The sequence below is a fragment of the Pseudomonas sp. GD03875 genome (assembly GCF_029840585.1).
GTDB classification, from domain to species: Bacteria; Pseudomonadota; Gammaproteobacteria; order Pseudomonadales; family Pseudomonadaceae; genus Aquipseudomonas; species Aquipseudomonas paralcaligenes.
Genome location: NZ_JAOCCV010000002.1, coordinates 53,120 through 66,514, shown reverse-complemented (window position 1 = coordinate 66,514; position 13,395 = coordinate 53,120). Strand labels below are relative to the sequence as shown.

17 protein-coding genes and 1 pseudogene are annotated in these 13,395 nt (G+C 68.4%); 10 read left to right on the top strand and 8 right to left on the bottom strand.

Annotated features, from left to right (window positions below):
* The first annotated feature begins 18 nt into the window (after window positions 1-18).
* Complete coding sequence (locus N5D30_RS01780) at window positions 19-477, top strand: helix-turn-helix domain-containing protein (RefSeq protein ID WP_279907402.1); 459 nt, start codon at window positions 19-21, stop codon at window positions 475-477.
* A gap of 127 nt (window positions 478-604) precedes the next feature.
* Here the strand turns inward: N5D30_RS01780 and N5D30_RS01775 are convergent, their stop codons facing one another.
* Both N5D30_RS01775 and N5D30_RS01770 read right to left on the bottom strand, forming a co-directional pair.
* Complete coding sequence (locus N5D30_RS01775; protein ID WP_279907401.1) at window positions 605-1,387, bottom strand: MetQ/NlpA family ABC transporter substrate-binding protein; 783 nt, start codon at window positions 1,385-1,387, stop codon at window positions 605-607.
* Window positions 1,388-1,540: 153 nt separating this feature from the next.
* The gene (locus N5D30_RS01770; RefSeq protein WP_279907400.1) at window positions 1,541-1,753 is read right to left on the bottom strand and encodes a hypothetical protein; all 213 of its coding nucleotides are present in this window, start codon (window positions 1,751-1,753) and stop codon (window positions 1,541-1,543) included.
* A gap of 254 nt (window positions 1,754-2,007) precedes the next feature.
* On the opposite strand from N5D30_RS01770, the gene N5D30_RS01765 reads away from it, so the two are divergent.
* Window positions 2,008-3,132, top strand: a complete 1,125-nt coding sequence (locus N5D30_RS01765) for a methyl-accepting chemotaxis protein (protein ID WP_279907577.1) — start codon at window positions 2,008-2,010, stop codon at window positions 3,130-3,132.
* A 12-nt stretch (window positions 3,133-3,144) separates the two neighbouring features.
* On the opposite strand, the gene N5D30_RS01760 is transcribed toward N5D30_RS01765, so the two are convergent.
* Window positions 3,145-3,435, bottom strand: coding sequence for a putative quinol monooxygenase (locus N5D30_RS01760; protein WP_220813576.1), 291 nt, complete (start codon window positions 3,433-3,435; stop codon window positions 3,145-3,147).
* Window positions 3,436-3,589: 154 nt separating this feature from the next.
* On the opposite strand from N5D30_RS01760, the gene N5D30_RS01755 reads away from it, so the two are divergent.
* Entirely contained in the window at window positions 3,590-4,177 is a 588-nt protein-coding gene (locus tag N5D30_RS01755) for an NAD(P)H-dependent oxidoreductase (protein WP_220813577.1), read from the top strand.
* Between the two features lie 127 nt (window positions 4,178-4,304).
* On the opposite strand, the gene N5D30_RS01750 is transcribed toward N5D30_RS01755, so the two are convergent.
* Window positions 4,305-5,156: a CAP domain-containing protein gene (locus tag N5D30_RS01750; RefSeq protein WP_279905705.1), complete on the bottom strand. Its 852-nt coding sequence runs from the start codon at window positions 5,154-5,156 to the stop codon at window positions 4,305-4,307.
* A gap of 125 nt (window positions 5,157-5,281) precedes the next feature.
* Here N5D30_RS01750 and N5D30_RS01745 point away from each other — a divergent pair.
* Window positions 5,282-5,422 (top strand): annotated as a pseudogene (locus N5D30_RS01745) (SAM-dependent methyltransferase); the annotation flags it as partial.
* A gap of 137 nt (window positions 5,423-5,559) precedes the next feature.
* Window positions 5,560-6,198 carry a flagellar biosynthesis protein gene (locus N5D30_RS01740; protein ID WP_279907399.1) on the top strand — a complete coding sequence of 213 codons (639 nt, stop codon included), beginning with the start codon at window positions 5,560-5,562 and terminating at the stop codon, window positions 6,196-6,198.
* Window positions 6,199-6,281: 83 nt separating this feature from the next.
* Here N5D30_RS01740 and N5D30_RS01735 read toward each other — a convergent pair whose 3' ends face one another.
* The 4 genes from N5D30_RS01735 to N5D30_RS01720 form a co-directional block, all read right to left on the bottom strand.
* Window positions 6,282-6,470, bottom strand: a complete 189-nt coding sequence (locus tag N5D30_RS01735) for a hypothetical protein (protein WP_279907398.1) — start codon at window positions 6,468-6,470, stop codon at window positions 6,282-6,284.
* An 85-nt stretch (window positions 6,471-6,555) separates the two neighbouring features.
* Window positions 6,556-7,017, bottom strand: coding sequence for a hypothetical protein (locus N5D30_RS01730; RefSeq protein ID WP_279907397.1), 462 nt, complete (start codon window positions 7,015-7,017; stop codon window positions 6,556-6,558).
* A gap of 146 nt (window positions 7,018-7,163) precedes the next feature.
* Window positions 7,164-8,348: an NnrS family protein gene (locus N5D30_RS01725; RefSeq protein WP_279907396.1), complete on the bottom strand. Its 1,185-nt coding sequence runs from the start codon at window positions 8,346-8,348 to the stop codon at window positions 7,164-7,166.
* Window positions 8,335-8,589: a transmembrane sensor/regulator PpyR gene (locus N5D30_RS01720; RefSeq protein WP_279907395.1), complete on the bottom strand. Its 255-nt coding sequence runs from the start codon at window positions 8,587-8,589 to the stop codon at window positions 8,335-8,337. Before N5D30_RS01720 ends, N5D30_RS01725 begins: the two co-directional genes overlap by 14 nt.
* 274 nt (window positions 8,590-8,863) lie before the next feature.
* Here N5D30_RS01720 and N5D30_RS01715 point away from each other — a divergent pair, with 274 nt between their 5' ends.
* The 5 genes from N5D30_RS01715 to N5D30_RS01695 all read left to right on the top strand — a co-directional run bounded on the left by N5D30_RS01715 (window position 8,864) and on the right by N5D30_RS01695 (window position 13,133).
* Complete coding sequence (locus N5D30_RS01715; protein WP_279907394.1) at window positions 8,864-9,424, top strand: GNAT family N-acetyltransferase; 561 nt, start codon at window positions 8,864-8,866, stop codon at window positions 9,422-9,424.
* Window positions 9,425-9,505: 81 nt separating this feature from the next.
* Window positions 9,506-9,652: a hypothetical protein gene (locus tag N5D30_RS01710; RefSeq protein ID WP_220813584.1), complete on the top strand. Its 147-nt coding sequence runs from the start codon at window positions 9,506-9,508 to the stop codon at window positions 9,650-9,652.
* Between the two features lie 209 nt (window positions 9,653-9,861).
* Entirely contained in the window at window positions 9,862-11,811 is a 1,950-nt protein-coding gene (locus N5D30_RS01705; protein WP_279907392.1) for an AAA family ATPase, read from the top strand.
* 135 nt (window positions 11,812-11,946) lie between these two features.
* Window positions 11,947-12,228 carry a peptidylprolyl isomerase gene (locus N5D30_RS01700; RefSeq protein ID WP_220813586.1) on the top strand — a complete coding sequence of 94 codons (282 nt, stop codon included), beginning with the start codon at window positions 11,947-11,949 and terminating at the stop codon, window positions 12,226-12,228.
* 98 nt (window positions 12,229-12,326) lie between these two features.
* Window positions 12,327-13,133 (top strand): methyltransferase, encoded by an 807-nt coding sequence (locus N5D30_RS01695; RefSeq protein ID WP_279907391.1) that lies wholly within the window; start codon window positions 12,327-12,329, stop codon window positions 13,131-13,133.
* The last annotated feature ends 262 nt before the right edge of the window (window positions 13,134-13,395 follow it).

Sequence of the window (13,395 nt, the reverse complement as noted above, 5' to 3'; positions counted from 1 at the left end):
TCGACTTGAGGTCAAGCGATGAAAGAGATGGATATCGGCAAGGTGGCGCGCTGGTCCGGCCTGCCCGCCTCGACCCTGCGCTACTACGAGGAAAAAGGGCTGATCCGCTCCATCGGCCGCAACGGCCTGAGACGGGTGTTCGGCGAATCGGTGATCCAGCGCCTGGCGCTGATCGCGCTGGGCCGCAGCGCCGGCTTCTCGCTGGACGACATCGCCGCGATGCTGGCGACCGAGGGCGGCGCGAACATCGACCGTGGGCAACTGGCGCGCAAGGCCGACGAGCTGGACCAGACCATCCGCCGGCTGTCCGCCATCCGCGACGGCCTGCGCCACGCGGCGTCCTGCCCCGCCAGCGATCACCTGGCGTGCCCGAAATTCCAGCGGCTGATGGACCTGGCCGCCCGCCAGGCGGCGCGCCAGCGGCACACGCCGGTGCCGGAAAAAACGACGCCGACCGGCAGGCGCGGGTCGGCGTAAAAGAGGCGAAGGCGGCCAGGCCTTCTCCGTCGTGACTCGTCGTGGAGTGCGCCGTGCGCCGTGCGCACCGGCAAGCCGCTACCGGGCGCCGGTGCGCACGGCCTGTGCGGGCGCGGCTTTCAGCCGATCAGAACGCGGGCACCACGGCGCCCGAGTAGCGTTTCTCGATGAAGGCCTTCACTTCCGGGCTGGTCAGCGCCGCGGAGAGCTTGCGGATGGCGTCGCTGTCCTGGTTGTCGGGGCGCGACACTAGGTAGTTGACGTAGGGCGAGTCGCTGCCCTCGATCACCAGCGCGTCCTTGCCGGGGTTCAGCTTGGCTTCCAGGGCGTAGTTGGTGTTGATCAGCGCCAGGTCGACCTGGTCCAGCACCCGCGGCAGGATGGCCGCCTCCAGTTCCCGGAACTTGAACCCGTGCGGGTTCTCGGCGATGTCCTTGGGCGTGGCCAGGGCGTTGTTCGGGTCCTTGAGCACTATCAGGCCGGCCTTCTGCAGCAGGAGCAGGGCGCGGCCGCTGTTGCTGCCCTCGTTGGGCAGGGCGATGGTCGCGCCGTCCGGCAGGTCCTTGAGCGACTTGTACTTCAGCGAGTAGCCGCCGAAGGGCTCGACGTGCACGCCCTTGACGATCACCAGATCGGTGCCGCGGTCCTTGTTGAAGGTGTCCAGGTAGGGCTTGGTCTGGAAGTAGTTGGCGTCCAGCTGCTTCTGGCTCACCTGCAGGTTGGGCTGCACGTAGTCGGTGAACACCTTGACGTCCAGATCGACGCCCTCCCGGGCCAGCTGCGGCTTCACCAGTTCGAGGATTTCCGCGTGGGGCACCGGGGTGGCGGCCACGCTCAGCTTCTCGCCGGCATGGGCCAGGGTGGCGGAAAGGGCGGCCGCCAGGGCGGTCAACAGCAGAGTCTCGTTCATGTCCGTTCGTCTCGCTCGATGCGCCGCGGCTGGATCGTCAGCCCGCGGCAGAAGGGGTTATGACCCGTGGGTAGGCGGGTAGCGAGACGGTACGGATTTTCTTTTATTCCATAAAATAATGTTTTCTTATTTTTATATATCCAAAATAAAAAATCAGGCGCGACACAGCTCGCCGTCGCTCATCTGCGCGCGGGCGGCGCGCAGGTCCTGGGCGTCCTGATTGAGCAGGTGCACCACGTTGAGCAACTGCTGGCGCAGCAACTGGTCGCCGGTGCGCTCGGCGGCCCGCATCACGGCCAGCGCGGCGTCCTCGTTGTGGCTGGCCACCAGGTCGAGGGTCTTGCGGATCGATCGTGTCACACGCATGGAAAACAGCTCTTGCCGATGAACGAGCAGGCACCCTACTCCGCCCTCGTTGCTCTTTTGTTGCAGCCGCCCGAGGCGCCGACGAAAGACCTTTGCCAATCGTTACGCGGGAGTCATTCGGACCGCGATGCGGTCACGAAGACACCCGGTCGAAACGACAGCATCGCTGCAAGCCGCTGATTGAAAAGGCAAACCTCGCTGGCATGAAAAGTGATCCAAATGGACAACTTTCCAGAAACCTATCGGTGACCTCCATGCTCTTCGTCAGCGCCAGCCGCCATCGCACCCTCGAAGCCGAACACGACGCCCTGCGCGAACGCCTCGCCGCCCGCGAGCGGGAAGCCGACGCCCTGCGCGAGGAACTGCGCCAGTGCCGCCAGGACACCCGCCTGCAGACGGACCTGGCCTTCTACCAGGGCCTGGCCGAGAACCTGCTGAAGTTCGGCCACTCCATCCACCATGTCGGCGAGTCGTTCGGCTACCTCAACGCCCGCCTCGACGAGAACCACCGGCGCGCCCAGGACGTCGCCGGCGCGGCGATCCAGAACAAGCTCAAATTCGGCCACCTGCAGGAGGAGTCGCAGCGCATGGAGAACGGCCTGGCCAGCCTCGAGCAGCGTATCTCGGAGCTGGTGGCGCGAGCCGGCGAGATCGACCGCATCGTCGGCCTGATCGGCAGCATCGCCAGCCAGACCAACCTGCTGGCGCTCAACGCGGCCATCGAGGCGGCGCGCGCCGGCGAATCAGGACGCGGCTTCGCGGTGGTCGCCGGCGAGATCCGCGACCTGGCGGAGAAGACCGCCAGCGCCACCCAGGACATCGTCCGCGAGACGGCCGACATCCAGAACGTCATCCACGCCGCCCAGCAGGAAATCCGCGACCACGCCGGCAGCGCCAACCGCTTCCACACCATGACCACCGAGGCCAGCGCCGCCATGCTCGACGTCCACGGCCAGGCCCAGCGCATGCACCGGGAGATCGGCCAGTCGTTCTTCCGCGCCGGCATCGAACTGGCCAACCTGGCCGAGCTGTCGCTCAAGGCCTCGGTGTACGAGGCCATCCTCCACGGCGGCGACGCCGGGCTGCCGAGTGAGGAGCAATGCCCGTTCGGCCGCTGGTACTACGGCGACGGCCACGAGGCGCTGCGCGGCAGCCGCGAGTTCCGCCTGATCGAGCGCCCGCACCAGCAGGTCCACCAGTGCGGCGCCGAGGCCATCGCGGCCTTCGCCGAGCGCCGCCTGGAGGTGACCCTGGAACGCCTCGCCACCATGGAGGCGGCCAACGTCGAGGTGATGCGCATCGTCGGCCGGGTGCTCGCCGAGCACGACAAGGGCCTGGCGGCGCCCGCCGTGGAACGGCCGCGGCTGCGCGCGGTGTGAGTGGCGCGGGCGTCAGGCACTGAGCATCTCGATCTCGCGAATCTCGAAGTCGCGGCGCAGATACTCCATGCGCCGGGCGTGGAAGTCGCGCATGTGCGGCTGGTCGCTGTGCACCACCAGATGCGCCTTCGAGGCCCAGACCTCGAAGAAGATGAACAGGGTCGGGTCCTCGGCGTCGCGCAGCATGTGGTACTGCAGGCAGCCCGACTCGGCCCGGCTGGTCTCGACATGGGCGCGGAACAGCCGCTCGAAGGCCTCGGCCCGCTCGGGCCGGGTGTGGGCATGGAGGATGAAGCCGTACATGGATGAACTCCGTTGCGGGAAAAGGCCACACCCTATCGCAATAGAAAGCTCATAATTCATGACTTTTCGGCAATGATCATTTGCCCGCCGGCGGCTGTTTCCGGCGGGCGCGAATGCCTACTCTGCGGCCCATTCCCGATGCCCGGAGGCTTCCATGAAAAAGATCCTGCTCCTCAACGGCGGCAAGCGCTTCGCCCATTCCGACGGCCGCTACAACGCCACCCTGCACCAGACCGCCCTGGCCTTCCTCGACCGCGCCGGCCACGACGTGAAGACCACCGAGATCGACGCCGGCTACGACGTGGCGGAAGAGGTGCAGAAAATCCTCTGGGCCGACCTGGTGATCTACCAGATGCCCGGCTGGTGGATGGGCGCGCCGTGGATCGTCAAGCAGTACCTCGACGAGGTGTTCACCGCCGGCCACGGCAGCCTCTACGCCAACGACGGCCGCACCCGCTCCGACGCCTCGCAGAAGTACGGCAGCGGCGGCCTGATCCACGGCAAGCGCTACATGCTGTCGCTGACCTGGAACGCCCCGCAGCAGGCCTTCGACGACCCCACCGACTTCTTCGAGGCCAAGGGCGTGGACGCGGTGTACTTCCCCTTCCACAAGGCCAACCAATTCCTCGGCATGAGCGCCCTGCCGACCTTCCTCTGCACCGACGTGATGAAGATGCCAAACATCGAGCGCGACGTGGCGCGCTACGAGCGGCACCTGGGCGAGGTGCTGCAGGCGCTCTAGGGTCTGTACGAAAAGTCGTCGAGCGAAGGTCAGGCGAGGCAAAAACGGGTGAGGAAGCGGAGTTTACGAACCCGTTTTTAACGAAGCATCACCGAGCGCAGGCACTTTTCGTACAGAGCCCAGGGTTTCAGGGCGAGCCGAACAGCGCCGTCCAGTAGATGCCCGCGTCGCTCTTCGGGTCCACCGCGTAGGCGGCGCCCATCTCGCTGAACTCGGTGCTCATCAGGTTGGCGCAGTGGCCGGGGCTGGCCAGCCAGCCCTCCACCACCTTGGCCGAGGCGTCCAGGCCGGCGGCGATGTTCTCGCCGATGCGCTGGCCGCTGTAGCCGGCCAGCTCCGCCCGGTCGCCCGGAGTGCGGCCCTCGCGGTCACGGTGGTCGAAGAAGTTGCCGTTGGCCATGGCCCGGCTGTGGGATTCGGCGGTGCCCGCCAGGGTGGCGTTCCAGGCCAGCGGCGCGGCGGCCGGCACGGGCTGGTCGCCGCAGTTGCGCGCCTGGCTGCGGGCCAGGTTGACCTGTTCCAGCAGCTTGTGGCCCTCGGCCTGCCAGTCGCCCAGGCGGCCGCCGAGCAGCGGCCGCGCCAGGACGATGCGCCAGTCGCGGTCCTGGCGGCTGACGCCCACGTCCACGTACTGCGGGTCGAGCACCACCCGGCAGAAGCTCTCGCGCAGGGCCTGCATGGCCGAGGCCGCGTCGCGCGGGCCGGACAGCGTGATCGCCTGCACGTTGACCATCGGGTAGCCGGCGCGTGCCAGGGAGTCCTGCAGGTCCGCGCTGCCGGTGGCCGGCAGCACCAGGCGGATGTCCGCCGTCAGCGGCGGCAGCTCGGGCGAGGCCTGGTCCGCGCAGCGCTGCGCCTGGCTGCGGTAGCTGTTGATCGCCTCGATCAGCCTGGCCTCGTCGACCGCATGTGCCGCCGAGGCGGCGAGCAGTCCGAGCGACAGGGTGGCGAGGCGCAGAACGGGTGACATGACGCGCATGGGAATCTCCATCGTCCAGATGCCGCCCATCATGCGCGATTAGGCCGCCGACATGAAAGGCGGGCTTGCCGCGCCGATGCCCCGGGGCTACCGTCGGCGCCTCATTTGCCGCAGGGATCGCCGCCATGACCGACTCGCTCGACCTCAACCGCAGCAACTGGGACGAGCGCGCCGGCCTGCACGCCGCCTCGCCGGACTACCAGGTGGAAACCTTCGTCGCCGACCCGGCGCACCTGTCCGCCGTGGTGCGCTTCGACCTGCCTCATTGAGGCCACGATCTTTAAGGTGACCTCTCTACTACGCGCTTTCCTCGACGCACATTCGCGCCAACGGCTGGCTTTCTACATAATCGCCCCCGCCGGCTGCGCCGCGACGGCGAAGCCAATTACGCATGGATGGATACATGGCTGTAGTAAGAACGTTGAGGGCTGCCGCACTGATGTGTGCACTCGCGGTTACCGTAGGCTGCGCGACTAGCCGCTCTGAGATCGATATCGGAGTGCCCGTGGCGCAAGCTGGCCAAGTGGTCAGCAGCAACGGGAAGCGCGTTTCGATCACTGCGGTGGATGAACGGAAATTTGAGCTCAAGCCCAAAGAGGCGGATATCCCGTCGCTGAAGAATGGCGAGATCAATGACTCGTCAATTACGCAGCGTGCAGTCGCTCGTAAGCGCAATGGCTACGGGATGGGCTTGGGAGATGTGTTGCTTCCATCCGGGCGGAAGGTATCCGAGCTGATCAGGGATGCTGTAGCCGAAGCCTACACGCAAGCCGGTTATGAGGTAGTGACGGACGCGGCAACCCCTGGTACCTCTAAGGTGAAAGTGCGTGTTGTAGAGTTCTGGTCGTGGATGCGTCCAACCGCGTTGTCAATCTTGGTGAACAACAAGTCGAAGCTGCTGATCGAGACTGATGGCGGTGTGGCAACTGAAGTGACAACCCTCAAAACCGAATCCCGGCAGATGGTGACTGAGGGCGCATGGAAGCAGATCACTGAAGCCGGGCTTCAGGAGATCATCAGAGAAACCCGTAACGGGTTGTGATGAGCTTGTCGGGAGGCCAGATCTAGCGGTTTGGCTTCCCGGCCTGATTGCGGTAGGCGCTCACGGCACACCCCTAGGCGCTTTCACGTCGACGATCCGTCCGATGACATCCCACTCGTCTCCATTTCGACCTGGCGGAAGTCTTTGTTCAGCGGGACTAGGTACTCGCGCCTGCCATCGTAGATGTACTGCTTGAAGGTGGTTTCACCGTCACGCTGCTTGGCGATGCAGAACTTGCCGCTGACCCACTCAAAACCATCCGGCCGGATCAAGATCGGCGCGCCCTCGGCGAGGACAGTGAGTGGCGACTGCTGCGCGAACGCTGGCGCCTGCCCCTCAGCTACACCCTGCAGGCGGTCAGACGTAGATGCTGATGCCGCCCTTTTCCTGCAACCAGTCGCGGTAGGTGGCCAGCGAATCGGTGGTCTTGTCGCCGTTGCTGCCGGCGAAGGCCTTGCTGTCGCCCAGGCCGGCGTCGATCAGCTTCTCCACCTGCACCAGCAGCTTGGCGGCGTCCTCCCGGTCCAGGGCGGAGACGTCGGGCAGTTCGATCTTGCCGCTGCCGCCGCTCAGGCCGGAGCCGAGCGAGACCCGGTCGCTGGCCAGCGGCTGGCTGTTGGTGGCGCCGCTGGACAGCGCCCGCAGCAGGCCGCCTTCGCTGCGGGCGACCATCTGCCGGGCGAGGCTGCGCAGCTCGGCGATGGGGTCGCGGGCGGTCTCGGCCGGTTTTTCCTGGCTGGCGGCGGAGGTGGCGGCGGCGTTCTTGTTCGCGCTGGCCAGGTAGGTGGCCAGGGGCGAAGTGTTGTTGATGGTGGTCATGGCGGCTCCCTGCGGGTGGCTTGCCCCCGTTCGTGTGCAGGATGCGGGCCAGGCGTCCGCAAGGCCCGTGGCTAGGGGCCGGCGACCCTTTCGATGGGAATCGCGACGGGAAAGGGCTTGCCGCCCCGGGCAAGCCCTTGCCGCCCTCAGCCGGGGTGGCCGTCCACCCGGGCGGTCCAGAACATCACCGCGTAGTAGCGCAGGAACAGGGCGAAGGCCAGGCACCAGCCGGCTGCGGCCAGCCACAGGCCGTAGCTGCTGAAGCCGGCCAACAGCACCCGCGACAGGGCCGCGCCGTGCAACAGCGCGAAGGCCCAGGCCATGGCCCGGGGCGGCGTCAGTGGCCGCCCGGTGTGGCCGAGGCTGACCCGGGCCAGCATGGCCAGGATCAACCCGCCCATGGCGCCGACCGCCAGCGCGTGGTTGGCCAGGCTCGGCTGGCGCAGCAGGCCCAGGTGCCACAGGGCCATGCCCAGCGCCGCCACGGCCATCCAGGCATAGGCCAGGTGCAGCGACCAGAGCAGCGGCACCCGCCAGATGCCCGGGTGGTACCACAGCCACAGGCGCGCCACATGCAGGCCGGCCACCAGCAGGAACAGCGGCGCGGCCAGCAGGCGCGGCTGCTGGCCGGGGTCGAGGGCGAACAGCGTGGCGATGCCCAGCGAGCCGGCGAGCAGGCTCCACATCAGCCAGGGCTTGGCCGGCGCCTGGCTGTCCAGGCCCAGCCCACGCTGGGTGAAGAAGGGAATCACCCGGCCGCCGATGATGCCCATCAGCGCCGCCACCAGCCACAGCGCGGCCAGCACGCCGCGCCGCTGCAGGCCGTCGTCGCCCGCCGCCAGGCCGTACAGGGTCAGCGCCTGGCAGGCGCCGAGCAGGGCCAGCACCACGACGATCGGCGCGTTGTGCTTCTGCCGCGCCTTGAGGATCATCCGGCCGAAGGCCAGCACCAGGGCCACGGCGAAGACCAGCTGGAGCAGCGCCAGCGCCACCACCGGCAACGGCAGGAACCAGGCCAGGCGGCCCACCGCCCAGGCGCCGAACAGCGCCATCAGCGGCCGCCCGGAGAGGCTGGGCAGACCGGTCCAGGTCTGCACGGCGGTGAGCAGGAAGCCGGCGATGATCGCCAGGCCGAAGCCGAACAGCATCTCGTGGCGGTGCCAGGCCAGCAGGCCGCCCAGCGGCTGCAGCGCGGGATGGCCCGCCAGCGCGGCGCCCCACAGGGCCACCGCGAGCAGGGCGAACAGCGCGCCGCCGAGGAAGAAGGGGCGGAACCCCAGGCGCCACAGGGGCGGTATGGACAGCGCGGCGCGACGGTCAAGCACTTGCACAGTTCGCCTCCCAGCCTTTGCGCAGGTAGTGGTGGGCCAGCAGGCGCATCACGTAGCCGATCTTCAACAGGGTGGGACCGATTATCACCCCGGCGTGGGCGGTCACCAAGGCGGGAATGCTCAACTGTCCTTCCATCCCGTAGGCGCCGACCACGCCGGCCAGCAGGATCGCCAGCCCGGCGAGCAGCATCCGGGTGGAAGTGCGCAGCACGTTGTGCGGGCAGCTGAAGAACTCGATCATGGCGGTGTCTCCCTTGAGCGAGGGCCGGAAAGCCCCTTTGCCTTTTCCGTATCAGAACTCATGCCAGGAATTTATTCCTTTCCAATCAAATAGATACCGATAAATAGTCAAAAAGACACAAGCCAATAAAGAGTCATACAGACAGCAACGAATCAAAATGACTACAACCGGTGCACAACTTCCGTACGGCAACATGCGGTAGGGTGCGCCATGCGCACCGGCTTCGTGGATGGACCTACGGTGCGCGCGGCGCACCCTACATCGGAACAAACCCATGCCCATCAGCCTTCCCACCCTCACCACCCGCCGCCTGATCCTGCGGCCGCTGGAGCTGGCCGACGCCCCGGCCATCCAGGCGCTGTTTCCGCAGTGGGAGATCGTCCGCTACCTGGCCAGCCGGGTGCCCTGGCCCTATCCCGAGGACGGCGCGCTGAGCTTCATGCGCGACGTGTCCCTGCCGGCCATGGCCGAGGGCCGCGAGTGGCACTGGAGCATCCGCCCGCAGGGCGAGCCGGGGACGCTGATCGGCGTCATCACGCTCAGTGACGAGACGGACAACAACCGCGGCTTCTGGCTCGACCCGCGCTGGCAGCGCCAGGGCCTGATGCAGGAGGCCTGCGAGGCGGTGACCGGCTACTGGTTCGAGGTGCTGCAACGCCCCGTGCTGCGCGCGCCCAAGGCGGCGTCCAACCTGGCCTCGCGGCGCATCTCAGAGCGCGGCGGCATGCGCCTGGTGGAAGTGGTGGACAAGGACTACGTCTCCGGCCGCCTGCCCTCCGAACTCTGGGAGATCACCCGCGAACAATGGCTGCGGCGCAAGACGCAGGGCGGGTGAAACCCGCGTGGCTTTTTATGGAAGGAACCCTGGCGCGGCGGCGCGGACCAACCTCAGGTAGCCCTTTCCGGATTACCCGCCATGGCCGACGATCCCGCCACCCCGGCACCCGCGCCGGAACCCGAGACCCCGGGCGAGGAACTGCCCGAGGCAGTCCGCGAGAACCTGGAGGAAGTGGCCCCGCTGCCGGCTCCGGTGCCCGAACCCGGCCCCCTGCTGCCGCGCTAGCCGCTGCGCCTGCCCGCCTCCTGCCGCTTCGCTAGATCGACCGGCGGTATGCCCGCTCGTCCCTGATCGCTTAAACCGTCACTGCCGACGCCGATAATCCGCTCGCGTGCCGAATCGCTGCCCCCGCGCAGCGGCCCCTCGCGAGCGGAGCCTCGTTGCCGCCTGGATTGCCCCTTCGCCGGGCGCTGTATCACCACTCCGGGATCGCCATGACCAAGTCGTTCTTCCTTCGCCACCGGCGCCTCTTCGGCGCCGCCGCCCTGTGCATCGCCCTGCTCGCCCTGACGCTCGCCTACTGGCAGTCGCGCCCCCCCGCCACGCCGCCGGCCGGCGACGTCTCGGCCGCGATGCTGGCCGAGCTGCGCCAGTCCACCGCGCCCTGGACCGCCCAGCGCCGCGACCTCTCCGCCCTGGTGCGCGACATGCGCGACGGCCGCATCGCCAGCGCCGCGCTGAGCGACGAGGCGGTCTACGTCACCACCCGCGAGGGCCAGCGCTACTGGCTGGCCGACCAGTCCGGGCGCATCGGCGAGATGATCCTGCGCGACTACGGCAGCGGCGCCATGCTGTTCCCGGTCAGCCTGTTCGACACCGACGGCGAGGCGCCCTGGTACCGCGAGCTGAGGGGCCAGTGGCCGCTGCTGCTGATCCTGCTGCTCGGCATCGGTCTGGTGGTGTGGAAGCTGCGCCCGCAGCAGGCGCTCAAGCACAACACCGGCGTGCGCTTCGCCGACGTGATCGGCGCCAGCGAGGCCAAGCTCGCCCTGCAGGACGTCACCACCTACCTGCGCGACCCGGCCGCCTTCGCCACCCTCGGCGCGCGGCCGCCCAAGGGCGTGCTGCTGACCGGCGAGCCCGGCACCGGCAAGACCCAACTGGCCAAGGCCCTGGCCGGCGAGTGCGGCGCGCACTTCATCCAGGTCACCGGCAGCGACTTCTCCTCGATGTACTTCGGCGTCGGCATCCACAAGGTCAAGTCGCTGTTCCGCACCGCGCGCAAGCACGCGCCGTGCATCGTCTTCATCGACGAGATCGACGGCATCGGCCGGCGCGGCGAGCAGAGCCGTTCCAGCGACGCCGAGGCCAACCGCATCATCAACCAGTTCCTCACCGAGATGGACGGCTTCGCCGCCGACAGCGGCGTGCTGGTGCTGGCTGCCACCAACTTCCCCAACTCGCTGGACCCGGCCCTGCTGCGCGAAGGCCGCTTCGACCGCAACATTGCCGTGGGCCTGCCCGGCCTGGCCGAACGCGAGCAGCTGTTCCGCCTCTACGCCGGCAAGGTCAAGGCCGCCGACGACCTCGACCACGCCCAGCTGGCACGCAACAGCGTCGGCCTGACGCCGGCCGCCATCGCCTACATCGTCAACCACGCCGCCCTGCTCGCCGCCCGCGAACGGCACGCCGAGGTGACCATGCGCCACTGCGTCGACGCCCTGGAAACCTGCCGCATCGGCGAGCAGCCGACCGGCGTCAGCCCGCTGTCGGACGCCGAGCGCACGCGCATCGCCGTGCACGAGGCCGGCCACGCCATCGTCGCCGCCGCGCTCGGCTGCGGGCGGGTGGAGAAGGTCACCATCCTGCCGCGCGGCCAGGCCCTGGGCGTGACCCTGGTGACCCCGGTGGAAGACAAGCGCCTGCACCTGGAGTCCGAGCTGCGCGCGCGCATCCAGATGCTGCTGGCCGGCCGCGGCGCCGAGCGCCTGCACTTCGCCGAGGTGTCGTCCGGCGCCGGCCAGGACCTGCACGAGGCCAGTCGGCTGGCGCTGTCCATGGTCGCCTCGCTGGGCATGGCGCCGAGCGGCTCGCTGCTCAGCCTGCAGGCGGTGCGCGACGCCCACCTGGACAGCGACCCGCGCGAGGCGCTGGCCGAGGCCGACCGCCTGCTGCAGGAGCTGGATCGCGACTGCCTGGCCCTGCTGCAGCGCCTGCGCCCCGCCCTGCAGGACATCACCCGGCGCCTGCTGGAAGAGGAAACGGTGGCCGGCGAGGCCGTCACCGAAGCCGTCCGCGCCCTGCTGGGCGAGCCGCGCCACGTCGATCTGCCCGCCCGTCCCTGCCATCTGGAACGCGTGGCGGCCAGCCCGGTGAACGGCTTCGACCCATACTTCGACCTGGACGTGGAAGAGCCGCAGGAGGCCGGCCCGGGCATGGCCTGAGCCACGGGATTGCGCTAGTCTCGCGCTCTTTCGCAAGGCCTGCCGCCAGTAGGGTGCGCCGCGCGCACCGGTGTGTGCGGCGCACCCTACTGGCGGCAGGCCCCTCTAGAACGTTTCACAACGGAGGTAATCCCCATGGCCCGAGCCACCGCACGCCACATCCTGGTTTCCAGCGAAGACAAGTGCAACGAACTGAAAGCCGCCATCCAGGGCGGTGCCGACTTCGCCCAGCTGGCCAAGGAGAACTCCTCCTGCCCGTCCAGCCGCGACGGCGGCAACCTGGGCAGCTTCGGCCCCGGCCAGATGGTCCGCGAGTTCGACCAGGTGGTGTTCAGCGCCCCGGTCGGCGAAGTCCAGGGCCCGGTCAAGACCCAGTTCGGCTACCACCTGGTGGAAGTCACCAGCCGTCAGGACTGACGCCTGCCGCCCGTTCCCGCCGGAACGGGCAAATTAGGTGGAGCGTTCCGCCGCCCGGCGGGGTCTTCAGTTCATGAAGCCCCCGGAGGAACCTCCCCATGCCTGCCCGCCTTCCCCTGCTGCTCGCCCTTCTGCTCGCCACCGGTGCCCACGCCGCCGAACCGCTCGACAGCGCCGGCCGTATCGCCGACGACCGCTTCAACAACGTGCTGGCCGGCGACTGGCGTTCGCCCGAGAACCGCCTGCTCGACCCCGGCCGCCGGCCGGTGGAAACCCTGCGCTTCTTCGACCTGACCCACAGCCAGACGGTGATCGAGATCAACCCCGGCGACGGCTGGTACAGCGAGATCATCGCCCCGCTGGTGCGCGACGAGGGCCAGTATGTCGCCGCCCTGGCCAAGGGTGCCGACGAGCCGCTGCGGCGCAAGTTCGAACAGGACCCGGCGCGCTACGACAAGGTCAAGGTGCTCGACTTCGACCCGCAGCAACCGGTGCTCGGCAAGCCGCAGTCGGCCGACCTGGTGCTGAGCTTCGACGACGTGCAGGACTGGACCGCCGCCAAGGCCGATGGCGCCATGTTCGAGGCCGCCTACCAGGTGCTCAAGCCGGGCGGCAAGTTCGGCGTGGTGGCCTACCGCGCGGAACAGGGCGCCAAGCCCGAGGCCGCCGAGGAGACCGGCTACCTGCCCACCGACTACGTGGTGCAGAAGGCCAAGGACGCCGGCTTCGTGCTCGCCACCGTCGAGCAGATGCACAGCAACCCGCAGGACGCCCGCGACCGCCCGGCCGAGGAAGAAGGCCACGACCGCGCCGGCCACCAGGTGGTCGGCGAGCCGGACCGGATGACCGTGCTGTTCGTCAAACCGGCGGAGCCAGCGGGTGAAGAGCCTGCACCGACACGCTAGCCACACACCACACGCCGTCATTCCCGCGAAGGCGGGAATTCACAGGCCGAGCACATTGGGTCCCCGCCTTCGCGGGGATGACGGTGCATTGGGATGTGCATGCGCATAGCCTGACTCCTATTGCCTGTCCGGCGCCATCCTGGCGCCGGACAACCCCTCACACTCACCCGGAAAACCGGCACCGGCATGCCCCGACCCGGCGGCCGGATGACGATCACCGGGATCAGCCGTTAGAATCCGTCCCCTCAACTCGCCCCGCCCG